This window comes from Parabacteroides sp. FAFU027, from assembly GCF_022808675.1.
Classification (GTDB): domain Bacteria; phylum Bacteroidota; class Bacteroidia; order Bacteroidales; family UBA7332; genus CAXXIC01.
Map to the genome: position 1 here is coordinate 125,940 of NZ_JAKZKV010000003.1, position 22,810 is coordinate 148,749.

The 22,810-nt window shown below is 44.0% G+C and carries 21 protein-coding genes; 15 read left to right on the top strand and 6 right to left on the bottom strand.

Features of this window, described 5'->3' with window-relative positions:
- Positions 1 to 47 precede the first annotated feature (47 nt).
- Positions 48 to 923, top strand: a complete 876-nt coding sequence (locus tag MLE17_RS05805) for a carbon-nitrogen hydrolase (protein WP_243347812.1) — start codon at positions 48 to 50, stop codon at positions 921 to 923.
- Positions 924 to 1,008: 85 nt separating this feature from the next.
- On the opposite strand, the gene MLE17_RS05810 is transcribed toward MLE17_RS05805, so the two are convergent.
- A complete protein-coding gene (locus MLE17_RS05810; protein WP_243347813.1) occupies positions 1,009 to 1,635 on the bottom strand; it encodes an NAD(P)H-dependent oxidoreductase in 627 nt (208 codons plus the stop codon).
- Positions 1,636 to 2,073: 438 nt separating this feature from the next.
- On the opposite strand from MLE17_RS05810, the gene MLE17_RS05815 reads away from it, so the two are divergent.
- Both MLE17_RS05815 and MLE17_RS05820 read left to right on the top strand, forming a co-directional pair.
- Entirely contained in the window at positions 2,074 to 2,580 is a 507-nt protein-coding gene (locus MLE17_RS05815; protein WP_243347814.1) for a hypothetical protein, read from the top strand.
- Positions 2,581 to 3,059: 479 nt separating this feature from the next.
- Positions 3,060 to 4,241, top strand: a complete 1,182-nt coding sequence (locus tag MLE17_RS05820; RefSeq protein WP_243347815.1) for a hypothetical protein — start codon at positions 3,060 to 3,062, stop codon at positions 4,239 to 4,241.
- Between the two features lie 87 nt (positions 4,242 to 4,328).
- On the opposite strand, the gene MLE17_RS05825 is transcribed toward MLE17_RS05820, so the two are convergent.
- On the bottom strand, positions 4,329 to 4,937 hold the full coding sequence (locus MLE17_RS05825; protein WP_243347816.1) for a SagB/ThcOx family dehydrogenase: 609 nt from the start codon (positions 4,935 to 4,937) through the stop codon (positions 4,329 to 4,331).
- A gap of 635 nt (positions 4,938 to 5,572) precedes the next feature.
- On the opposite strand from MLE17_RS05825, the gene MLE17_RS05830 reads away from it, so the two are divergent.
- The 7 genes from MLE17_RS05830 to MLE17_RS05860 all read left to right on the top strand — a co-directional run bounded on the left by MLE17_RS05830 (position 5,573) and on the right by MLE17_RS05860 (position 15,801).
- On the top strand, positions 5,573 to 6,748 hold the full coding sequence (locus MLE17_RS05830) for a DUF4105 domain-containing protein (protein WP_243347817.1): 1,176 nt from the start codon (positions 5,573 to 5,575) through the stop codon (positions 6,746 to 6,748).
- 232 nt (positions 6,749 to 6,980) lie between these two features.
- Complete coding sequence (locus MLE17_RS05835; RefSeq protein ID WP_243347818.1) at positions 6,981 to 8,558, top strand: alkaline phosphatase family protein; 1,578 nt, start codon at positions 6,981 to 6,983, stop codon at positions 8,556 to 8,558.
- A gap of 147 nt (positions 8,559 to 8,705) precedes the next feature.
- Complete coding sequence (secA, locus tag MLE17_RS05840; protein WP_243347819.1) at positions 8,706 to 11,999, top strand: preprotein translocase subunit SecA; 3,294 nt, start codon at positions 8,706 to 8,708, stop codon at positions 11,997 to 11,999.
- A gap of 350 nt (positions 12,000 to 12,349) precedes the next feature.
- Positions 12,350 to 13,351 carry a uroporphyrinogen decarboxylase family protein gene (locus tag MLE17_RS05845; protein WP_243347820.1) on the top strand — a complete coding sequence of 334 codons (1,002 nt, stop codon included), beginning with the start codon at positions 12,350 to 12,352 and terminating at the stop codon, positions 13,349 to 13,351.
- Between the two features lie 143 nt (positions 13,352 to 13,494).
- Positions 13,495 to 14,046, top strand: coding sequence for a nucleosidase (locus MLE17_RS05850; RefSeq protein ID WP_243347821.1), 552 nt, complete (start codon positions 13,495 to 13,497; stop codon positions 14,044 to 14,046).
- Positions 14,047 to 14,250: 204 nt separating this feature from the next.
- On the top strand, positions 14,251 to 15,051 hold the full coding sequence (locus MLE17_RS05855; RefSeq protein WP_243348127.1) for a ThiF family adenylyltransferase: 801 nt from the start codon (positions 14,251 to 14,253) through the stop codon (positions 15,049 to 15,051).
- A 291-nt stretch (positions 15,052 to 15,342) separates the two neighbouring features.
- The gene (locus tag MLE17_RS05860; protein ID WP_243347822.1) at positions 15,343 to 15,801 is read left to right on the top strand and encodes an Lrp/AsnC family transcriptional regulator; all 459 of its coding nucleotides are present in this window, start codon (positions 15,343 to 15,345) and stop codon (positions 15,799 to 15,801) included.
- A gap of 35 nt (positions 15,802 to 15,836) precedes the next feature.
- Here MLE17_RS05860 and ribF read toward each other — a convergent pair whose 3' ends face one another.
- From ribF to MLE17_RS05875, 3 genes are all read right to left on the bottom strand, one after another.
- Positions 15,837 to 16,757 carry a riboflavin biosynthesis protein RibF gene (gene ribF, locus MLE17_RS05865; RefSeq protein ID WP_243347823.1) on the bottom strand — a complete coding sequence of 307 codons (921 nt, stop codon included), beginning with the start codon at positions 16,755 to 16,757 and terminating at the stop codon, positions 15,837 to 15,839.
- Positions 16,757 to 17,380, bottom strand: coding sequence for an HAD family hydrolase (locus MLE17_RS05870; RefSeq protein ID WP_243347824.1), 624 nt, complete (start codon positions 17,378 to 17,380; stop codon positions 16,757 to 16,759). The genes ribF and MLE17_RS05870 overlap by 1 nt, the downstream gene beginning before the upstream one ends.
- A 124-nt stretch (positions 17,381 to 17,504) precedes the next feature.
- The gene (locus MLE17_RS05875; protein ID WP_243347825.1) at positions 17,505 to 17,867 is read right to left on the bottom strand and encodes a DUF3276 family protein; all 363 of its coding nucleotides are present in this window, start codon (positions 17,865 to 17,867) and stop codon (positions 17,505 to 17,507) included.
- Positions 17,868 to 18,070: 203 nt separating this feature from the next.
- On the opposite strand from MLE17_RS05875, the gene nusB reads away from it, so the two are divergent.
- The 5 genes from nusB to MLE17_RS05900 all read left to right on the top strand — a co-directional run bounded on the left by nusB (position 18,071) and on the right by MLE17_RS05900 (position 21,467).
- A complete protein-coding gene (gene nusB / locus MLE17_RS05880) occupies positions 18,071 to 18,997 on the top strand; it encodes a transcription antitermination factor NusB (protein ID WP_243347826.1) in 927 nt (308 codons plus the stop codon).
- A 57-nt stretch (positions 18,998 to 19,054) separates the two neighbouring features.
- Entirely contained in the window at positions 19,055 to 19,375 is a 321-nt protein-coding gene (yajC, locus tag MLE17_RS05885; protein ID WP_243347827.1) for a preprotein translocase subunit YajC, read from the top strand.
- A 14-nt stretch (positions 19,376 to 19,389) separates the two neighbouring features.
- Positions 19,390 to 20,397 (top strand): YbbR-like domain-containing protein, encoded by a 1,008-nt coding sequence (locus MLE17_RS05890; RefSeq protein WP_243347828.1) that lies wholly within the window; start codon positions 19,390 to 19,392, stop codon positions 20,395 to 20,397.
- On the top strand, positions 20,390 to 20,974 hold the full coding sequence (gene coaE, locus MLE17_RS05895) for a dephospho-CoA kinase (RefSeq protein WP_243347829.1): 585 nt from the start codon (positions 20,390 to 20,392) through the stop codon (positions 20,972 to 20,974). The genes MLE17_RS05890 and coaE overlap by 8 nt, the downstream gene beginning before the upstream one ends.
- A gap of 79 nt (positions 20,975 to 21,053) precedes the next feature.
- Positions 21,054 to 21,467, top strand: coding sequence for a DUF5606 domain-containing protein (locus MLE17_RS05900; RefSeq protein ID WP_243347830.1), 414 nt, complete (start codon positions 21,054 to 21,056; stop codon positions 21,465 to 21,467).
- A 59-nt stretch (positions 21,468 to 21,526) separates the two neighbouring features.
- Here the strand turns inward: MLE17_RS05900 and MLE17_RS05905 are convergent, their stop codons facing one another.
- Positions 21,527 to 22,804 (bottom strand): M16 family metallopeptidase, encoded by a 1,278-nt coding sequence (locus tag MLE17_RS05905; RefSeq protein ID WP_243347831.1) that lies wholly within the window; start codon positions 22,802 to 22,804, stop codon positions 21,527 to 21,529.
- Positions 22,805 to 22,810: the final 6 nt, after the last annotated feature.

The window sequence follows — 22,810 nt, forward strand, 5'->3', positions numbered from 1 at the left end:
ATCGCCTTCGGAAATCACCCATTCATAAACTCATTATTTCAGATAAAATGAAAGTCGGACTTATCCAACAATCCAATACAGCCGATATCCGTGCGAATATTGAAAAGCTGAAGAAAAATATTACCACTTGCGCTCAGCAGGGCTGCGAACTGGTGGTGCTGCAGGAATTGCACAACGGACTGTACTTCTGTCAGACGGAGAATCCGGACGTATTTGACCAGGCGGAAACTATCCCCGGCCCATCTACGACCGAATTTGGCAAACTGGCTGCCGAACTGGGCATCGTACTAGTGCTTTCCCTGTTCGAAAAACGCGCTCCGGGTCTTTACCACAATACTGCTGTGGTTATCGAAAAAGACGGAAGCATTGCCGGAAAATACCGCAAGATGCACATCCCCGATGACCCTGCCTATTACGAGAAATTCTACTTTACGCCGGGTGATTTGGGATTCAACCCGATTGAAACTTCGGTGGGTAAACTGGGTGTACTGGTTTGTTGGGACCAATGGTATCCGGAAGCAGCCCGCCTGATGGCACTGGCAGGTGCAGAGATGCTGATTTATCCAACTGCCATTGGTTGGGAATCGACAGACCCGGAAGAGGAGAAACAACGCCAGCTCAATGCATGGATTATTTCGCAACGAGGACACGCTGTGGCAAACGGCCTTCCGGTCATCTCATGTAACCGCATCGGTCACGAAGCAGACCCTTCGGGAGTGACCAACGGTATTCAGTTTTGGGGAAATAGCTTCGTGGCAGGCCCGCAAGGCGAATTTATCGCGCAGGCAGGCAACAGCGATGAGGAGATTCTCATTGTAGATATTGACAAGTCGCGCACCGAAGCGGTTCGTCGCATGTGGCCTTTCTTCCGCGACCGCCGCATTGATGAATTTGGCGAAATCACCCGCAGATACCGGGATTAAGATACAACAAAATTAAACCTGACAGGATTCTATAACCTGTCAGGTTTAACCAACAACCTTCACCTCTCTCCTACTTTATATTTTCCTATCGAAAGATAAACATTGCTTTGGCCGATTTGCGCACCTTTTTCGCTTTGGCCAGATGGTCTTTTGCCTCATCGCGATTACCCAACGCCAGCAAAACCACGCTGTGCAATCCCATTTCGCCTAATCCCAGAATCTCATCCAGCAACTCAGGTACAAACCCCTCTATTGGCGTTGCATCCACCTTTTCGAATGCTGCGGCAGTGATGCTGATTCCCAGAGCGATGTATGCCTGACGCGCCGTCCATTGCAGGTAACGCTCACGGGGCAATTCCTGAACATTGGAAATCATTGACTTATAACCGGCCAGATTTTCCACCGGAATATCCCGTTCGGTAGCTACACGGTGAATATATTCGTCCACCTCTTCCTGTTTCACATCCGTGCGGACGGCAAAAACCAATACATGCGACCCTTCCACAATCTGTGGCTGCTGGCAGGCCTTTTCATGAATCTTTTCTCTTAATGTCTTGTCCGACACGACGACCACTTTAAAGGGCTGTAACCCCAATGAGGTCGGGGTAAGGCGGATGGACTCCAGGATGGTCTCTACTTTTTCAGCCTCAACAGGCTGTCCGTTCATTCGCTTGGTGGCATAGCGCCACTTCAGGGCTTCTATCAAATTCATTTGCTATAATATGTAAGTTAAACACGTAGTCAATAAACAATCGAAAAGCGAAATTGTCGCTGGAAAGTGGCTTCAACCGGCTTGTTTTTAGATAAGTTATGCCGGATGTTTTGGGTTGTTAAATGCGGACTCCCCTTATATTGGTATCATGATGTGAAAGTTTTTGGACGGTCTCTTCGTTTGAATATCTTTATCCTTCTCTCTTTTCCATCATTTACCAACAACCAAAACTTCTTTGTTTTATACTTAATTCCAGACAAAGCCAAAACACCTCATATATTTTTTGCAAAAAAAAGAGTCGCAAACAACCGCATTGTTAAATTTATTCTTATACATTTGCAAATGACCGGTTGGTTGTAGTTATTCAATCGACTATCAATTTTCTCACGCTAAAACTTTTCACACCATTGCCGCGCTGCCTGCCATAACAGCAACGCAATGAAACTTTCCAATTGTATAACCTCAAAAACTTTTAGAACTATGGCACAAAACCTCGTTTCAGCAACGCTTTCGGCAGAAACCGCCGAGCTAGTAAAACAAGATCTGGCTTCTGCTAAATCAAAGCTCGATTTTCTGATCACTCTACAGGGACAGGACATCCTTTCGCTGATCAAAGTGGGCAACACCTTTCTGCCTTTTATCGAAAAGGCATATCAGGCAGCCCTCGATCATCCGGAAATCCTCCCCGGGGTCTTCGACAAGAATGAGTTTGCCCGTGATTGCGAACTAATCAAATCGATTCGCCCTATCCTTAACCAGATCAACGAACTGGCCGAAAGTCTTCAAAATACCTTCTTCGCGGCCACGAGCGATGCGATGGTGGGAGCACTCGAAGTTTATTCGGCAGTGAAGCAAAACCGCGATAAAGTACCCGGCCTCAACGTGGTCGCGGACGAGATGGCGGTCTTCTTCAAGAAGGCGCCAAAGAAAGTGAGCGCTAACTAGACGGTCGGAAGCGACAAATTAACGCTCCGGAGCGACAGATTGACGCTTCGGAGCGTCTTTTTGTCGGTCCCGACCGATAGATTGTCGGTCCGAACCGACAGATTAGCGCTCCCGACCGTCAGTTTATCGCTCTTGACCGATAATTTGTCGCTCTCGACCGTCAACTTGACGCTTCCGACCGATAAGTTATCGCTTCCGAGCGTCAGTTTGTCGCTCCGGAGCGATAGATTGACGCTCTTGACCGATAAATTGGCGGTCCGATCCGCTAAACTGGCACTCGCACCCTGGCGCGGGTTTAGCGATAGCGTAACCCGTGCCCAAAATAAAGACAGCTTGTAGCTGTCGCATGTAAAAAATAGAATTCTCCGAATTCTTAAACAGCTACAAGCTGTTTAGATTTCCAGCACAAGTTACGCTTCGCTAAACTTGCGCTAAAGAGCGGTAAAAAAGGAAAAATCAAAACTCAACGTCTTATCATTATGAAATCTAAAAAAGAACAAGGAATCAAATTATTAGAAAATGTATTCATTGATCTAGAAAATCCAAAGAATACACTTTTTAATGCAGTTCAAAAATTGAATAGAATAGGACATCTTCTAAACGAAGAAGATCTTTTAATTTGGACAGAAATTGAATTAGGTAATGATAAATACACCAAACCTCTAAAAGATCTATTAACAAGTATTCGTTTAGATGAAAAAGCAGATGAAATAGCGAGAAAACTATTTCTTGACTCACAAGCTAAACTTAAAGAACTCGGTATTCATCTAGGTAAAACTATTTCAATTGAAGAATTAGAAGCAAGATCCACAAAAGCTGGTGGTGGTTTAGAAAATATTGGTTTTATAGAAGAGAGGTATAATGATTTAGTCAAATCAAGACGTAACAATGACTCTATCTATTATAAATCAAATCTTACAACAACAATCTCAATTGTAAAAACTGAGGCATATAAAAAAGCCGCATTCTATCATAAAAAATATGCATTCGAGGGTTTACCGGAAAGTGTTTTTCAAATCTTGAAGACTCAAGTCGAAGATAAATTACTTGATATTAATCCTGAAATTGCAGAAATGTTGATGTTAGCTTTCAAATCTGTTTCTTCTGACAAACAAGAAGAATGGGCTCAAGCTTTAACCAGTTGCCGTCGTTTTTTTGAAAAACTCGCTGACTCTTTATATCCTGCAACGGAGGAAAAAATAAATGGAAGAAGTCTTTCTCAAAATAACTATATCAATCGTATTTGGGCTTATATGGATAAATGTATTGAAAGTGATTCAGATAGAGAACTTGCAAAAAGTCATGTTGATTTTATTGGATCATACCTTCAAAAACTCTATAAGATAACAAATAAAGGAGTACACTCTGACTTAAATAGGTTTGATGCTCTCAAAACGATAATGCATATTTATTTACTATGCGCTGATTTATTAAACTATCTTGACAACAAACTATTTATGAAGCCAATTCCGAATATACATACTGCAACCTTAGACGAACTGGAAGTTGTTGGCGAGATATCAAAAAATCTTGCTAAAGAAATAATTAAGCTTCGAGTTTCAACCCGAGAAATAACAGAAGACTCATTAAAACAACTTCCAGGAATGGGGACAAAGACTCTAAAAAAGTTTCTATCAAATGTATCAATAGAATCACTTTAAGAAAATCTGGAACTATCTTCAAATCAAAATCTTTGGCAATACAGACAAACAGCGAAGGCAGTCCCACTCCCTTCGCTGTGTTAGTTCCTACTTCTTATACCCCACCGTCTGAGCCAGTATCGGCACCTGATTCTCATTCAGGGAAAGGGCGGGCGCGAGCGCCTTCGCATCAAACATGCCCCGCACCACCGTAATCAATCCCTCTGAAGCACAGAAGAGATAGATATTCTGCGAGATAAATCCGCTGTTCGTATGCGAGCTTTCCAGGTCGGAACCTTTCGATTTATCAGCCACAAAGATGATGTTCACCGGCGCAATCGACACAAACGGTTGCATACCGGCAGCCTTGCGGTTGTCCTGATTCGAGACCTGCTTCAGGAGGTTGTTTTGGGCATCATAAAGATACGAACCGTTCTTCATCACCACATAAAGCTCCAGCTCCTGCTTGTTGCGCGACGATGGCGCGGTGCGTTTATCCGCACGGTTATAGCCCCACGCCGCCCAGAGGAGGTTCGACAAGGTCTGGTTGTCCAGCTCCTTTTCGCTGAAATCACGATTGGACTGGCGCTTACTCAACGCCTCCATCAATGGCATCCCGCCGGTCGTTTTGGGTTTCGGTAATTGGATGTCCTGCGCCGCCATCGTCATCACGAAAGCCAGCAGAAGTGACGAAATGGAAAATGTTCTTTTTGTCATAGTATAATGTGTATTAAGTGAAAACTTTCTCTTAATAAAGAAACCGAAGTAAGTTTATTTCTGTCATCCCGCACTTGATGCGGGATCTCTCAATCAGAAAAAATTAATCCATCATCCGTCTGCTATTTTGAGATCCCGTGTCGAGCACGGGATGACAATGCATAGCTTATGTCTAAGATATAACCAACTTCAATTGAAAAACCCACCACGAAGTGTCAAACAAAAAATTCCAGACTGCCCAAAAGCTGTCTGAGCGAGTAGACTCATTATTTACAATTGAAAAATCTACAATTGACAATTTAAGAATACGCAGATACCTCTATCGTAAATTGTAAATGACTAAATTGTAAATTCGGCTGTTCTTTTGGGCTATGTTTTTGCTTACTTTTTGCGCCAAAAAGTAAGGCCCGCCGCAGGCGAATGGAAGAATGACAAAGATTTGAAGTAAATATTCTTTAGAGGAATATCCCAAATCTATAAAGAGTCATTAATGCTTCTGACAGGATGATAATCTTCTGATTTCATCCCGAATATTTCCCCTATCTTTGCAGCACCGAATTTCGACGGTAAAAACCGGATAAAGTTTAACGCAAAACACCAGAGATTTTGCGCTATTCTTTTCAACCATCAGAATAATGAAAAAGTTTGCACTCACAATCATAACCTTATTGTCTTTCATCACGGCTTACGCATATCCCGTGCTGAGTGACAGCACCGTCATCAGCCTGCTCACCTACGACAAGACCCCGGAGGTGTACGGCCTTTACGGGCACACGGCACTTCGGGTAAAGGATGAACCGAACCACGTGGACCTGATTTTCAACTACGGTACTTTCGACTTCAACAGCCCGAACTTCATCTACCGCTTCACCAAAGGCGATGCCGAATATATCCTCGCCGTGCAGGACTACCGCGATGTCTGCATCGAAAGCTACATCACGCGCCGTTCCGTCCGCGAGCAAATCCTGAACCTGACCCAACGCGAGAAGCAAAAGGTTTTCGAAGCATTGATGACCAATGCCGAACCGCAAAACCGCGCCTACAAATACAACTTTCTGTTTGACAACTGCTCCACCCGTCCGCGTGAGATTGTGGAGAAAAACATCAACGGCAAACTTGCTTATCGCGATTCCATCCCGACCCAAACATTCCGCCAACTGATACATGGTTGCATCGGTAAAAAGCAGTGGATGACCTTCGGTATCGACCTGATACTGGGCAGTGACCTCGACCGCAAAGCCTCATACAAGGAGCAAATGTTCCTTCCCGCTTATCTGGAGGACGGATTCAACCGCACCATTATCATTGACTCTGCCGGGGTGCAACGTAACCTGGTCGCGTCTGACCGAGAAATCTTGCCGGGTGTACCTCCGGTGATAGAAACCGAACCGTTCCTGATGTCGCCAAACTTCATCACGGGACTTCTGATGGTGGTCGTCTTCGCCCTGAGCTTTCTGGGCTTCCGCAAAAACAAACTTTACAACTGGCTCGATGCGATATTGTTCCTGATTTACGGTCTGACGGGATGTATCGTCTTTTTCATGACCTTCGTTTCGATTCATCCGGCCACGAATCCCAACTTCGTACTCTTTACGCTGCATCCGTTGCATCTGATTTTTGCAGTTGCCTGTCTGATTCCGGCATTAAAGAGACAATTAGGCTACTATCATATTGCAAATGCTGCCATTTTGGCTGTTTTCCTGCTGTTGGTACAATTTTTGCCACAAACGTTCAGTCTGGCATTCCTCTTTATGACGTTTGCCTTGTTTTTCCGGTCACTATTCCGGACATTGCTTTTTATTAAACGCTAATTTCTGCCCCTAAATCCCCTAAAGGGGACTTTTGCAGCAGTACAATATGAATATTACTGCATATAAAAGGCTATAATTAAGGAATAAATCAAAGTCCGGCACACTCTGCAAGTCCCCTTCAGGGGATTTAGGGGCGGTTTAATTGAGTAAAAAGACACAAGCCTGCATTCTGGCTATATTGTAAATTGTAAATGATTAAATGGTACATCACCAATGTGCCAATCCTAATAGAATGAAGAAACTAATCACCTCGATAGTCGTTGCACTGACGGTCAATCAGATTCAGGCACAGCTCTCTCCCGAGCAGCCGAAACTGGTGGTCGGCATTGTCGTGGACCAGCTCAGGGGGGATTATCTCACGCAATTCTATACCATGTTCGGTGAGGGCGGCTTCAAGCGACTGATGCGCGAAGGAGCATACTACCGCGACATGAAATACGACTTTCCCAATCCTGACGAGGCTTCGGCCACCGCTACGCTCTTTACCGGAGCCAATCCGTGGTATCATGGCATCGTGGGGGTAAACCGTTACAACCGCGAGACGAAAAAGCCTGTGCTCACGTTGCTCGACCCGGCTTACATGGGGAACTACACCGATGAGACGCTTTCACCCAAAAACTTACTGGTAAATACGCTCACCGACGAACTGAAGAGTGCCACCGAAGGATTCGGCTCGGTTTATTCTTTCGCTCCGAACTCGGATGAAGCCATTGTCAGTGGCGGCCACGCAGCCGACGGTGCTTTCTGGATTGACAACCAGCGCCACAATTGGGCAACATCAACCTATTATCAGAATCTCCCCTCCTCATTTGATGCCTACAACAGCAAAGACCCGCTGTCTGACCGTGTAGAATCCATGGTGTGGGAACCTCTCAATGACGTTTCGACCTACAAGTATTTTCCCTATAAGCACAAAGACTTTAGCTTCAAATACAACTTCCGCAAGGCAAAGGACAACCTGGTGCAATTCAAATCGAGTGCCCTGGTCAATGAAGAGGTGAACCGTCTGGTGTTGAATTTCTTTGAAAAAGAGGTCCTGGGCAAACGCTCCTACCCCGACTTCCTTGCACTTACTTTCCACGCGGGTGCTTTTAAAAACAAAGGGCAGAACGACAATTCGCTTGAAATACAGGACACTTACCTCCGGCTCGACAAGCAGTTGGAAAAGCTGTTCAATACCATCGATGCTAAAGTCGGCCTGAAAAACGCACTGATTTTCTTAGCTTCTACGGGCTATAGCGAAGAAAACGAATATACGCCCGAGCGATTGAATCTGCCTGATGGCGAATTCTACCCCAACCGTGCAACCGCTCTGCTCAATATGTACCTGATGTCACAATACGGCCAGGGCGATTGGGTAACGGGCTATTTTAATAAAGAGATTTTCCTCAACCGCAAACTGATTGACGACAAGCAACTTGACCTGACTCAGGTGCAAACCAAGGCTGCCGAGTTCCTCATCCAAATGAGCGGCGTGCAGGATGTGATTACCTCGTTCAGCCTGTTGCTCGGACGGGCAAATGACGATATTCTCCAAATCCGTAACGGAATCCACCGCAAGATCTCCGGCGACCTCATTCTGGAACTTCAACCGGGATGGAAAGAAGCTTACGAAAAGCAAAAAGACGAATCGTCCAAAGTGCGTAAGTCTGCTATTCAGACTCCGTTGTTTTTCTTTGGTAACAACATCAAAGGGAACCGCATAAATCGCGTTATCAAAGCGACCGAGGTAGCGCCTACCGTTTCCTATTATCTGCGTATCCGTGCCCCGAGCGCCTGCTCCGATGGCGTTCTGAAGGAGTTATTTTAATTTGTCCGGCCATCTATCCTCCCTTTTCGGATAAAAACAGAGGCAAAATAGCGTAAATCATTATTTTAGCTTATTTTTGTCCGGCTTTTACCGGCTTGTTTCAAGCCGAATATTTTCATTTATAAAACTAATAGACAATTATATATTATGGGATTTAATGATATTCTGAAGAGTCTTTTCGGAAACAAGTCTCAACGCGACTTGAAAGAGATTGACCCTTACGTGAAAAAGATTCAGGCTATTTATCCTGAAATCGAAAAACTGGATAACGACGGCCTGCGTGCCCGTTCACAAGCTATCATGCAGTTGCTTCAGGACTGTGTAGCCGCTGAACGCAAAGCCATCGAAGACAAAAAAGCAGAAATCGAAGAACAAGATATTGAAACCCGCGAAAAAGGCTGGACTGAAATTGACGCTATCGAAAAACAGATTTACGAAATTCAGGAAAAGAAACTGGATGAGGTTCTTCCGGAAGTATTCTCTATCGTAAAAGACACTGCCCGCCGTTTCACCCAAAATGAAACCGTGGAAGTTACAGCAACAGATTTCGACCGCGAACTGGCTGCGACAAAAGACTTCGTGAAAATCGAAGGCAATAAAGCGATTTATTTCAACAAATGGAATGCCGGTGGTAGCCAAATCCTTTGGGAGATGATTCACTACGATTGTCAGTTGTTCGGAGGTACCGTTCTCCATAAAGGTAAAATCGCAGAGATGGCAACCGGTGAAGGTAAAACTTTGGTGGCAACACTACCTGTTTTCCTCAACGCATTGACCCGCAACGGTGTGCACATCGTAACCGTAAATGATTACCTGTCGAAACGAGACTCGGAATGGATGGGGCCATTGTATATGTTCCACGGATTGAGCGTGGACTGTATCGACAAACATCAGCCTAACTCTGACGAACGCCGCAAAGCATACGAAGCTGACATCACATTCGGTACCAACAACGAATTCGGTTTCGACTACCTGCGTGACAACATGGCGATGAGCGCCGAAGACCTCGTGCAACGCAAACACAACTTCGCGATTGTCGATGAGGTGGACTCGGTATTGATTGACGATGCCCGTACTCCATTGATTATCTCCGGTCCGGTACCTAAAGGCGAAGACCAGATGTTTGAGCAATTCTGCCCACGCGTGGAAAAACTGGTAAATGAGCAACGTTCTTATTGTACCAAACTGCTGGCAGAAGCCCGTCAGAAGATGGCTTCAAACGATGATAAAGTGCGTGAAGAAGGTTCTGTTTTGCTTTACCGTTCATTCAAAGGTCTGCCTAAAAACAAACCGTTGATTAAATTCCTCAGCGAGCCGGGCGTAAAAGCGCAGATGTTGAAGACCGAGGAAAACTATATCCAAGACAACAACCGCAACTTACATATTATTACTGACCCGCTGTTGTTTGTCATTGATGAAAAAAATAACAGCATCGAGCTGACCGACAAAGGTATCGATATCCTGACCGGTCACTCTGAAGACCCTCAGTTCTTCGTTTTGCCTGACATCGGCGCGCACATTGCCGAGATCGAGCAATCGGAAATTTCTGCAGATGAGAAGCAAATTCAGAAAGATGAGTTGCTCCAAAACTACTCTATCAAATCGGAGCGTGTTCACACCATCAACCAGTTGCTTAAAGCCTATACCCTGTTTGAAAAAGACGACGAATACGTTGTAATTGACAACAAGGTAAAAATCGTTGATGAGCAGACCGGCCGAATCATGGAAGGCCGCCGTTACTCTGACGGTTTGCACCAGGCTATCGAGGCTAAAGAGCGTGTAACCATCGAAGCTGCAACGCAGACTTTTGCAACCATTACCCTTCAGAACTACTTCCGTATGTACAAAAAGCTGGCCGGTATGACCGGTACTGCTGAAACGGAAGCCGGTGAGTTCTGGGACATCTATAAACTGGATGTAGTAACTATCCCAACCAACCGTCCCATCGCCCGTAACGATATGAACGACCGTGTATATCGCACCAAACGCGAAAAGTACACTGCCGTTATCGAAGAGATTGTAAAACTGGTAGAACAGGGCCGTCCGGTATTGGTGGGTACTACTTCGGTAGAAATCTCCGAGTTGTTGGGCAAAATGCTCACCATGCGCAAAATCCCTCACAACGTACTGAATGCGAAACTGCACCAGCGTGAGGCTGAAATCGTAGCTATGGCAGGTCAATCAGGAACCGTAACCATCGCTACCAACATGGCGGGTCGTGGTACCGACATCAAGCTTTCTCCGGAAGTAAAAGCTGCCGGTGGTTTGGCTATCCTGGGTACGGAGCGTCACGAGTCCCGTCGCGTTGACCGTCAGTTGCGTGGTCGTGCCGGTCGTCAGGGAGACCCGGGGTCATCTGTATTCTTCGTGTCATTGGAAGATGATTTGATGCGTCTGTTTGGTGCAGAGCGTATCACCGCTATCATGGACCGTCTGAAATTTGACGAAGGCGAGATGATTGAGCACAGCATGATTTCGAAATCTATCGAACGTGCTCAGAAGAAGGTGGAAGAAAACAACTTCGGTATCCGTAAACGTCTGCTCGAATACGATGACGTGATGAACGCGCAACGCGAAGTGATTTATACCAAACGTCGTCACGCATTGATGGGTGAGCGTATCTCTCTCGATATCCTCAATATGATTTACGATTCTTCGAAACTAATCTTCGAAGAGTTTGCCGATGCCAACGACTACCACGGTTTGAAAGACGAGGTATTCCGTGTATTTGCTATCGAAGTACCGTTTGATGCAGACCAGTTCAAATCAGAAAAGAAAGCGAAACTGACCGACCAGCTTTACCACGCAGTACTGGAAGCGTTCAAGCGCAAATCGGATGCAATGGCTCATGTGGCACAACCTGTTATCAAAGAGGTATTCGAGACTCAGGGTGGCGTATATGAAAGCATCATGATTCCGGTAACTGACGGTAAACTGATGTACAACATCTCCTGCAATCTGAAAACGGCTTACGATACCGAGTGTAAGGATATTGTGAAAACGTTCCAGAAAACCATTCTGCTCCACACCATCGACGAATCGTGGAAAGAGCACTTGCGTGAAATGGACGAACTCCGCAACTCGGTACAGAATGCGAGCTACGAGCAAAAAGACCCGCTGTTGATTTACAAACTGGAGTCATTCGGTCTGTTTAAGGAAATGGTGGACAGCTTCAGCCGTAAAGTGGTGAGCGTGTTGATGCGCGGTCAAATTCCTGTACGCGAACCGGAACAGGTACACGAAGCCAAACACGAACCAAAACAGGATTACAGCCAGTACCACACACAAAAAGACGAGTACGGTGCGGCGCCTGAAACCCACGAACGTCCGCAACCCAAACGTGAACCTGTTCACGTGGAGAAAAAGGTCGGTCGTAACGACCCTTGCCCTTGCGGTAGCGGTCAGAAATACAAAAACTGCCACGGTAAAGAAATGGCATAATAACCAGATAAGGGTTTCGCTCACGGCGAAGCCCTTATTTTTTATCCGGGACAACCCTTGTCCCAACTGGGACAGCCTTTGTCCTAACTGGGACGGACTCTGTCCTACTTAGGACAACTCTTGTCCTACTTGGGACGAACTCCGTCCTACTTGGGACAACGATTGTCCGAAGTGGGACGAACGTTGTCCTACTTCGGACAGGCTTTGTCCTACTTGGGACAGACATTGTCCGTGATAAAATCATCCTCTCCTCACCGATTATTTACCTATTTCGGATAAATATTGACTTCCCTCCCGTCCTGCATCATCTATTTTTGCCCTACAAACCATGAAACCCAAAAACTCGAGTTATGAGAAACATGAAAGAGTGGGCAAACCAACAAATTGCCAATAAGAAACGAATCGCCATCCCCATCATGACGCATCCCGGCATCGAGATGATTGGCAAACGCGTGGTAGATGCTGTACAAAACGGAGAGGTGCATGCTCAAGCCGTTATAGAACTGGGGAAAATCTACCCATCTGCTGCAACCACCGTCATTATGGACCTGACTGTCGAAGCCGAAGCTTTCGGTTGTCAGATTGACTTTCCGGAGAATGATATGCCGCACATCATTGGTCGTCTGGTGAGCAATGCCGAAGAGATTGACAATCTGAAAGTCCCTGACCTGACTGCCGGACGTATTCCCGGATATCTGAAAGCAAACAAACTCACAGCAGAAGCCATTAGCGATAAACCTGTTTTCGCAGGCATCATTGGCCCGTTTTCACTGGCCGGTCGCCTGTATGATATGTCCGAAATCATGATTGGCTGCTACATTGAGCCGGAAGCAATTGGAAAGCTTTTGGACAAATGCACCGAATTCCTTATCAACTATTGCCAGGAGCTGAAACGCATTGGCAGCAACGGGGTAATGATTGCCGAACCGGCAGCCGGATTGCTTTCCAACGAAGATTGCCAGGCCTTCTCTTCTGTGTATGTGAAAAAGATTGTCGATGCCGTGCAGGATGACAACTTCATGGTAGTGCTCCATAACTGCGGAAACAAAGGCCACTGTACCGAGGCTATGTTAAATACTGATGCGGCAGCATTCCACTTTGGCAATGCGATTGATATGTTGGAGACTCTCAACGTTTGCCCGAAAGACAAACTCATCATGGGAAATGTTGACCCCGTGGGGGTAATGAAGCTCACTTCTGCTGCTGAGGTTAAAACTTACGTTGCCGACCTTTTGCAAAAAACAGCTACATTTGACAACTACGTCCTTTCCACCGGATGCGACCTTCCGCCGCATGTTCCTGCTGAAAACATTCAGGCATTCTACGAAGCATTGAATGAATACAATCAATAAGAAACCCCAAACCTCCAAGGTCTTGAATACCTTGGAGGTTTTTACTGCGCCATTTGATAAATCTTAGCGTTTCCTCTGCTTTGCATTAGATTTATTCATTCAAAAAACATCTACCTTTGTCTTTATAATTGAACGTCAACGATATGAAGATATTAGTCACATACGCCATTCCACAGGAGAGAGTAGATGTTTCATTCCCGGGATGCCATATTATCTATTGCCAGACCGGAATAGGTAAAGTTAACGCCGCTCTTTCGGTATATGATGCAATCCAAACCCATAAGCCTAACCTAATTCTCAACATCGGCACAGCTGGTTCCGTGGTCAATGACGTGGATTCGATTGTCATCTGCAATACCTTTGTGGATCGCGATATGAAGAAATGCAAAGAGTTTGGGGTAGACTATCATCATGACTTTATCGAGGAGTTAAGTAAAATCACTCTTTTCTCCGGTTGTGAAATGCACAACACCTGCAACACCGGTGACTCCTTTGTGACCGAAGTGATTGACGAAGCCGATGCTTTCGATATGGAAAACTTCGCCGTTGCTGCCCTTTGCAAAAGACTTTCACTGCCTTTTATTTCTGTAAAATACATCACTGACAAAATCGGAGAAAACTCTGTCAAACATTGGGAAGATAAGCTCGAAGATGCTAATGCCGGCCTTCAAGCTTTCTTCAATCAGTTCAAATGATGGTTGTATCACAGAGAACCACAGAGATAAAGAACAAACTCTGAGGTTCTCTGTTGTCCTCTGTGACACAAAGCTACTCGTCAAAGATTCTCATAATCAGTTAAAAACGGTTGTTCATCCCGCACTCAATCTACTTTTGCCTTATTTTTGCAACCATTACAGTCGGATAAAACCGAACCAATCGATAAAATCAGATACAAATCAATGGGTATTGAAAAAGGAATTTTCCAGCGTACGGAACTTCTGCTGGGAAAAGATAGTATGAGCAAACTGGCTCAGAAACGGGTCATCATATTTGGCATCGGAGGCGTTGGAAGCTGGTGTGCAGAAAGCCTCGTTCGCTCTGGCATTAGCAATCTCACGATTGTCGATTCTGACCGTGTATGTGTCACGAATATCAATCGTCAGCTCCTGGCTACCACTCAAACCGTGGGGCAAGTCAAGACTGATGTCCTCAAACAACGTCTGCTGGAAATCAATCCCAAAGCAGAAATTACTGCTCTGCAAAAGATATACAGCAAAGAAACGCACGACTCTTTCGAGCTTGAAAACTACGACTATATTATCGATGCCATCGATAGTCTGGAGAATAAGGTTCACCTTATCAGAAAAGCGACGGAGACCAACGCCACATTATTCTCCTCTATGGGAGCAGCTCTTAAGGTTGACCCAACCCGCATCCGTGTAGCTGAATTCTGGAAAGTCGATGGCTGCCCGCTTGGAGCCATGCTCCGCCGGAAAATCCGCAAAGGCGAAAAGCTGAAGAAGAAGTTCCTCTGCGTTTACAGCGATGAAGTTCTTGAAAATAAAGGCGCTGCTGCCACCTGTGGCACCGAGCAATGCCTTTGTCCGAAAAGCAAAAACGGTCCCGGCGACCCTGATTTGGTCAATCACGAATGGTGCAGCCTGAAAGCCCGCATCAACGGGACAACCTCTCATATCCCGGCCATATTCGGATTCACAATTGCGGGATTAGTGATAAAAGCCATAAACGAATCGGAATAATCAGCATTCCTTTTGAAGCATCATATCAAAGAGTCGGAAATTACCTTTTCCGGCTCTTTTGTTATATCAAAAACCCTGTAACCAACATTGCGTTATTTCAAAGCGGTCGATTATTAACCAAAATTCTAAACTTTAATTCACAACAAGGTTTTACACTCGGCGTCCCAACTTACTTTTTTCTTCATAATGAACAAAATATCATGTAATCGGATATTTTTATCGAATTATATTTCTTATTCGGACACTAATTGCTATTTTTGCTTACAATTTGCGACTAAACAAAATTATATAATGGAGAAAATAGATAACCTTGACAGACATATTCTTGAGATTATTTCTCGAAATGCAAGAATACCATTTAAAGATGTGGCTGCTGAATGCGGTGTATCCAGAGCGGCTATACACCAGCGTGTACAACGCATGATCGACATGAATGTCATTACCGGGTCAGGATATACCGTTAACCCTAAAGTTCTGGGTTATCGTTCATGTACATATATTGGAGTTAAGCTCGAAAAAGGCTCATTGTACAAACAAGTTGTCCCTGAACTTGAAAAGATTCCTGAAATCGTGGAATGTCACTATACAACGGGCCCATACACTATGCTGGTCAAACTTTATGCCAGAGATAATGAACACCTTATGGAGCTGGTCAATGGAAAGATTCAGGAGATTGACGGTGTAATTGCCACAGAGACATTAATCTCACTTGACGAAAGTATCAAACGGGAAATTCCGGTTAAGAAATAATGAAAAAGGAGAGTCATCACGGCTCTCCTTTTCTGTTATAATCGTTTCATTGCTTCTTCTTTATCCATCTGCAACTGCGTTATGAGGTCTTCCAGCCCATTCATCTTTCGCTCATCGCGGAGCTTATCGATAAAAAAGACCTTCAATACATCTCCATATACATTTACTTCGAAATCGAAAATGTGAACCTCAATGGTCTGCTTATTCGCATTGCTTACTGTCGGTCTCACCCCGATATTCATCATCCCTTTGTATTCTTTGCTTCGCCAAAGAACCTTCACGGCATACACTCCGGGAACAGGTAAAATCTTTTCAGCATCCAGCATTTCCAGATTAGCCGTCGGGAACCCGATTTCACGTCCTAATTGGTGGCCTTTTACCACTCTCCCTTCAATATTATATGGTCGGTCCAGCAGCATCGTTACTTCCCTGATATGCCCGGCCTGCAATGCCCGACGGGCAGCCGACGAACTTATATGCACCTTATCGTGTAAAAAGGCATCTGCATGAATCACCTCCATCCCGGCCTCTTTTCCGAAACGAACGTAATCTTCGAATCCTTCCGTCCTGTTTTTTCCAAAACGATGGTCATAACCGATTACCAGTGCCTTTACCGAAAATGTTTTACTTAATATAACCTCTATAAACTGCTGAGCCGTAAACTGAGCCAATTCGAAGGTAAAATCCATCACGATACAATAATCAATGCCGCTTTCTGCAAGCAGACTCATTCGCTCCTCAAAAGTAGTCAGCAATTGAGGGAGATAATCGGTATGAATTACCTTACGGGGATGCTCTCTAAATGTGATTACGGCAGAGCTCAGCCCTTTTTGAGCAGCCACTGCTTTCACCTGATTGATTAAATGCAGATGTCCCCGGTGAACCCCATCAAAAAAGCCAATGGTTGCGGCCAGATCCCGTCCGTCAAGTTGTGATTTGTCGGTAATAATTTTCATTATTCCAGGCCTTCAAAGATATGAGAGAAGTTTTCTTTCGGTTGTGCAAGATAGGTCTTGAAGCCCATTTCACTTGCCACGCGCACATTTTCAGGAGAATCATCTATAAACAATGTCTCTTGCGGGTCAATCCCCGAGTCACTAATTAATTGGTGGAAAATGGAAGGATTGGGTTTCGATACGTTCATTTGGTAAGACAAATACAACCGGTCAAAGTAGTCATGAATCGTTTTACCATTTTTCTCAAATGCACGGGGAATGGCATCACTGAAATGAATCTCGTTGGTATTGCTCAGCATGAATACCTGAAAACGCTTGCGAAGGTTTAATACCATTTCCAGCTTATAATCGGGTATTTCAACCAGAAACGCATCCCACGCATTTTTAATCGCCTCGTCAGGTACATTCTTGCCTGTAATCTGGCGTATTTCAGCATAAAACTGTTCAGCCGCTATTTCTCCGTCTTCAAGCTGTTGAAATACTCCGGCTTGTTTATAATTGGTCAGTAGTTCATTTACATTATCCAGGCCGGCTTTTTCCAACGCATTTACACAACGTTGTCTATCCAGGTCATAAAGCACGCCGCCCAGGTCAAATATAATCGTCTTAATCATCTGATTCATTCCTCGAAATTTTGCCTGCAAAGATAACAATTAATTCATAAGGGGTAAGGAAGACCAGGATTGATACGCTCACGGAAGGTTTATAAAAACAGGAAAGCCGAAGGGTTACCTCCGGCTTTCCTGTTTATTGAATTTCATCAATTACAAAATCGGGAATTTCGCTTAATAGCTTTTCTGCTATATCATTCTTTAAAGGCTCACCGGATCCAGAATTGCCAATAAAAGCAATCGCGTCCTGTATTCCAATTAAAAACTTCTCAAAATCTTCTTTGTAAAGAAAGATTTTGTGTTTTTCAAACTCGACAACCGGATCCTCTATAGAACCGGTTATGACCTTCTTGCTCTCTGTAATGGCAAGAAACAGTTCGTCTTTGCGATTTCTCTTTACATCTAAGTAATAGATTCTTTTACCAGCTTTGATCGCTCGGGAATAAACTATCTCCTGATCCTTCGCATTGGTCATACTTCTCTTTTGATATCCATCCATGGCTCAGACTTTTTTGGATAACTTGACTCTTTTTATTTCCCTCCAAATATGGAGATTATTTTGAACATTTCCAAAGAAACCGGCAATAAAAATAAGCAGCTCTCTTTCTTTATGATAATTTAAAATGAAAATAGACTTCCCCATTTCCCCGACTCGGGGAAATAGACTACTTTTGCACCATCTAAAAATAGCTCATTAAAAAGATGATAAACCGCGTATTGATTCGAATTAAAGTGATGCAGTTGATTTATTCATACTACAAGAATGACAACCGCTCACTAGCAACTGCCGAAACAGAATTAATGTTTAGTCTCGAAAAATCTTACGAATTGTACAACTTTCTGCTCCTGCTGATGGTGGAGCTGACTCAATTTCAGGAAAGAAGACTCGACGCTGCCCGTAACAAACTCCTCCCAACAGAACAAGAACTCAATCCCAACACCCGGTTTATAGACAACCGATTCATCCGTCAATTGAACGAAAACAGTCAATTCAACGAATATCTCAGCAATCAGAAAATCTCCTGGACAAACGAACAGGACTTTATCCGTATTTTGCTCGACCGTATCATTGAGTCAAAAACTTATCAGGATTATATGGCCAGCGAAGAAGATTCTTACGAGGCTGACCGCGAGTTCTGGCGCTCTATATTCAAAAACATCATCATGGAAGATGCCGATCTTGCTGAAGTATTGGAAGGAAACAGCCTTTACTGGAACGATGACATGGACATCATCGGTACTTTCGTCCTCAAAACAATCAAGCAATTCAATCCGGATAAAGGAGAAAAACAGTCTCTGCTACCAATGTTTAAGGCTGAAGCGGACCGTGATTTCGCCGTTACTCTCTTCCGTAAAGCCATCCTGAGCGAAAAAGAATATCGCGAACTCATCGACAAAAATACCCAGAACTGGGAAATGGACCGCATTGCGTTCATGGATATTATCATTATGCAGATTGCTTTGGCAGAGATATTCAATTTTGAATCGATTCCAACAACTGTAACGCTAAACGAATACATCGAGTTGGCAAAAACATACAGTACCCCAAAGAGTGGTTACTTTGTAAACGGAGTGCTCAACAACGTGATAAATCAGTTAAAATCGGAAAAGAGAATAGTGAAGAATTAAAAACTTCACTATATTTGCCTTGATAACAACAATAAAAAATCGTAATCGAATACAACTATGAACTTATTAAGCGTAATGCTTCAAGCCGGGGCTCAGGGTAGTGGTCTTTCAGGCATCCTGATGATGGTACTTATTATTGCCGTTTTCTATTTCTTCATGATTCGCCCACAGGCAAAACGTCAGAAAGAAATCAAAAAAACGCGTGAAGCAATGAAAAACGGAGACCGCGTAGTTACGGCTGGTGGTATCCATGGCACTATCAAAGAAATCGCTGACACTTACTTTGTTATCGAAATCGCACAAGGCGTTCGTATCAAAGTGGAAAAAGGATCTGTATTTGCATCTGCTGCCGATTCTCAGTCTGCTGAGACGAAATAAAACATTTCCCTCCTATGCAAGGCAGAAAGAATCAACTGAAGATATACCGCTTTCTGGTGAAGGTCAGAAGTTTCTTGCGTTTCAAACGCAAAAAGGAACTTCTGACCTTCCTTTTTTTCGTTATACTCTCTACATTCTTCTGGTTTCTGCAATTGATGAAAGAAAACCTTGAAACAGATTTCAGGGTTCCCCTTCGCATCATCAACATTCCCAGAAATATAATTCTCACATCGGACATTCCCAATTCATTACAAGTCAGGGCAAAGGACAAAGGCGCAACTTTATTTAGCTACTCCTTTAGCCGACCGGTACCGACTTGTGAAATTGACTTCCGGGAACTACAAATCAAAAAAGGGGTTGCCACAATATCCTCTGACTATTTACTCAATAAGCTAAGAAAGAAATTTGTAGTCGGCATAGATCTACGCTCTGTTTTTCCGGAATCGATTAACCTCAATTTTTCTCAGGGCGAATCTAAAACCGTACCGGTCAAACTTTTATCAGCAATTACCACCGAAAACTCATTCGGACTTAGCAACCGGATTCGTTTCTGGCCGCCTAAGATTACCATTTACGCGCCAACCGATAAACTCAACCAGATTAAAGAGGTTTATACGCAGGTGCTACGGGTTTCCAATCTAAAAGACACCTTTGAGACCAATCTGGTACTTAACAAAATCGATGGGGTGAAACTGGTTCCCTACAAAATCAGAGTCATGGTTCCAGTAGAGTCCATCACCGAAAAATCAATTGATATTCCGGTTATTGGAATCAATGTACCCGAAGGCTTCAATATGAGGTTATTCCCGGCTACGATCCGCGTAGTATGCTCTGTTTCAATCAGTCATTACAAATCAGTGCAGGCGAATGATTTTTCATTTGTAATTGACTACAACGACATTCAAAAGAACAACACTGGCAGACACCATATCAAGATGGTTAAATACCCCCATTATGTATCGAATATAAGGTATCAACCGGATGAGGTGGATGTACTAATGGAAGAGATACAAAATGATTAGAATAGGATTAACCGGAGGCATTGGCAGTGGAAAATCCGTTGTTGCCGAGTTTTTCAGATTATGCGGTATTCCGGTTTATGACTGTGACCGGGAAGCTAAACGACTGATGGTCGAATCTTCTGAAATCCGGAATGGAATCATTGCTATTTTCGGAGAAGGGTCCTATCAGGATAGGCAGCTAAACCGCCCGCATATCGCCGGTATTGCATTTCAACACCCGGAATTACTCAGCAAACTCAACGGAATTGTCCACCCCGAAGTAAGAAAAGATTACTACCAATGGTGCGACAAACAAAATGCAGATTTGGTTGTAATTGAATCTGCCATCTTATTTGATTCAGGACTATATCTGCATGTTGACAAGGTTGTAGTAGTCACAGCACAGGAAGCAATCAGAATCCAACGGGTAATGCAGCGCGACCACTCTTCAGAAAGCCTGATCAAAGACCGGATGCGGAATCAAATGGCTGAGTCCGAACGTATTCAACGATCTGACTTCGTTATAAACAATGACAATACCCATCCCATCATACCACAGTTGACTGAAATCATCGCCCAATGCAAGCTTTTAGCTTAACAATATACAACGTTTTCCTTTTTGCCTGTATTTTTTTCCTTTCTATATTTGCGGCTTCGAATCCAAAAACAAAAACTATATGCTCAGAACTATTTTGTCAATTTCGGGAAAACCCGGACTTTTTAAACTCGCTTCTCAGGGTCGTAACGCCATTATCGTAGAATCTCTGCTCGATGGCAAAAAAACGCCGGCCTATTCCCGTGATAAAGTTATTTCTTTAAATGATATTGCCATCTATACCGAAGAAGGTGAAAAACCGCTTCGTGAGGTATTCCAGTTGATTTTTGAAAAAGAGTCAGGAGCTGCAACGGCTGTTGATGCTAAAGCTGATGCTGCCGCATTGAAAAAATACTTCGGAGAAATCCTTCCTTCATTCGATCGTGAACGCGTTTACCCTACGGATATCAAGAAAGTTATCGTTTGGTACAACCTGTTGGTAAGCAAAGGCTACACACAATTCAATGAAGAAGTTGCTGAAGAGGTGGCAGAATAAGACTCAACTTCATTATATAAAACGGGCGTTCAGATTTTTTTCACTGAACGCCCGTTTTCTCATTTACCGGCCACCGAAACGTAAAAATCTTCCCGGTTCAGGTATTTATTCGCTAATAGCAAAAGAGTAGCAGAATCTATGCTTTGGATGACCTTCAATTGATTTTCATAATAATCAAAACCCAATTGGTTGGCTAAAATCGAGATATGTGCATCCGCAATTGAAAACGGGCCATCAAACGAACGAGCAAATTCTCCCAGAAGATAACTTCTCACCCGTTCCATTTCGTCCGGTGAAATCTCCTCTATTTTGAGTCTATCCATTTCTTCAAAAACGGCATCAATAAGAGGTCCCACATTTTCAACGCCCGTTTGGGTTGCAATGGTCATGTAGCCTGCCTTTTGTTGTGTAACCAATGAAGATCCGATGCCGTAAGTATAGCCTTTTTCCTCACGAATGCTGGTCATCAGGCGGCTTCCAAAATACCCTCCCAACACCGTATTGAGAACCCGCAGGCCGTTAAAATCGGGATGCTTACGGTCAATAGACTTTTTTGAGAAACGCACTGCCGATTGTACAGCTTCCGGCTTTTCGGTTTTTCGGAACTTCTCATCGGACGATAAGATCTCAAATGAGCCTTCTTCTTTTTCAGAGATTATCCCCCACTCCTTTTGGCCAAACAACTCACTGACCATAGCCAGATGCTCATCATTCAATTTGCCCGTCAGGAATACGCGGCAATTGGCTGAATGATAATGTTTCTGATGATATTTTTTCAAATCCTCAATGGTCAGCAAATCGAAATCTTCGGCTGCGGCTCTCTTTCCGTATGGATGGGATGCACCGAAAAGCTGCTCTATCGAAGCAAAATTGGCCAGATTTTCCACCTTTTCACAATCCACCAGATATTGTTGTTTCTGGCGTGACATCAACGTCCGGAACTCCTCTTCAGGAAAAGTCGGAGATTTAATAATCAACTCTATAATTGGAAGCAATGATGAAAAATGCTTATTCAGGGCATACAGTGTCAGATAGGAATTATGCTGAGTCACTGAACTCTGCATCCAGGATCCATAATAGTCCAGCAGCTCGGCGATTTTCGAAGAAGTCAGTTCACCGGCTCCTTCCTTGAGCATCATATTGGTCATAACCGCAGCCAGATTCTTTTCCTGGTCCCATTTTCCCGAGGAAAACATCAAGTCGAGGCGAATCACCTCTTGCTCCCCCATATTAACGGTGTAAAGTTCAATCCCATTGGGCAATACCACGATATTGGGTTGCGGAATAGTAAAAGTCTCAATATTTCGAATTTCAGGTTGTATTGTTCTGTCTAACATGTAACT

Bases quoted from the DNA above. Each gene is read 5' to 3' on its own strand.
- MLE17_RS05900 (WP_243347830.1), top strand. From the start codon at position 21,054: ATGCTCAGAACTATTTTGTCAATTTCGGGAAAACCCGGACTTTTTAAA.
- ribF (WP_243347823.1), bottom strand. From the start codon at position 16,757: ATGAAAATTATTACCGACAAATCACAACTTGACGGACGGGATCTGGCC.
- MLE17_RS05810 (WP_243347813.1), bottom strand. From the start codon at position 1,635: ATGAATTTGATAGAAGCCCTGAAGTGGCGCTATGCCACCAAGCGAATG.
- MLE17_RS05825 (WP_243347816.1), bottom strand. From the start codon at position 4,937: ATGACAAAAAGAACATTTTCCATTTCGTCACTTCTGCTGGCTTTCGTG.
- MLE17_RS05850 (WP_243347821.1), top strand. From the start codon at position 13,495: ATGAAGATATTAGTCACATACGCCATTCCACAGGAGAGAGTAGATGTT.
- MLE17_RS05835 (WP_243347818.1), top strand. From the start codon at position 6,981: ATGAAGAAACTAATCACCTCGATAGTCGTTGCACTGACGGTCAATCAG.
- MLE17_RS05890 (WP_243347828.1), top strand. From the start codon at position 19,390: ATGCAAGGCAGAAAGAATCAACTGAAGATATACCGCTTTCTGGTGAAG.
- yajC (WP_243347827.1), top strand. From the start codon at position 19,055: ATGAACTTATTAAGCGTAATGCTTCAAGCCGGGGCTCAGGGTAGTGGT.
- MLE17_RS05830 (WP_243347817.1), top strand. From the start codon at position 5,573: ATGAAAAAGTTTGCACTCACAATCATAACCTTATTGTCTTTCATCACG.
- MLE17_RS05820 (WP_243347815.1), top strand. From the start codon at position 3,060: ATGAAATCTAAAAAAGAACAAGGAATCAAATTATTAGAAAATGTATTC.
- coaE (WP_243347829.1), top strand. From the start codon at position 20,390: ATGATTAGAATAGGATTAACCGGAGGCATTGGCAGTGGAAAATCCGTT.
- nusB (WP_243347826.1), top strand. From the start codon at position 18,071: ATGATAAACCGCGTATTGATTCGAATTAAAGTGATGCAGTTGATTTAT.
- secA (WP_243347819.1), top strand. From the start codon at position 8,706: ATGGGATTTAATGATATTCTGAAGAGTCTTTTCGGAAACAAGTCTCAA.
- MLE17_RS05905 (WP_243347831.1), bottom strand. From the start codon at position 22,804: ATGTTAGACAGAACAATACAACCTGAAATTCGAAATATTGAGACTTTT.
- MLE17_RS05845 (WP_243347820.1), top strand. From the start codon at position 12,350: ATGAGAAACATGAAAGAGTGGGCAAACCAACAAATTGCCAATAAGAAA.
- MLE17_RS05855 (WP_243348127.1), top strand. From the start codon at position 14,251: ATGGGTATTGAAAAAGGAATTTTCCAGCGTACGGAACTTCTGCTGGGA.
- MLE17_RS05860 (WP_243347822.1), top strand. From the start codon at position 15,343: ATGGAGAAAATAGATAACCTTGACAGACATATTCTTGAGATTATTTCT.
- MLE17_RS05815 (WP_243347814.1), top strand. From the start codon at position 2,074: ATGAAACTTTCCAATTGTATAACCTCAAAAACTTTTAGAACTATGGCA.
- MLE17_RS05805 (WP_243347812.1), top strand. From the start codon at position 48: ATGAAAGTCGGACTTATCCAACAATCCAATACAGCCGATATCCGTGCG.
- MLE17_RS05875 (WP_243347825.1), bottom strand. From the start codon at position 17,867: ATGGATGGATATCAAAAGAGAAGTATGACCAATGCGAAGGATCAGGAG.
- MLE17_RS05870 (WP_243347824.1), bottom strand. From the start codon at position 17,380: ATGAATCAGATGATTAAGACGATTATATTTGACCTGGGCGGCGTGCTT.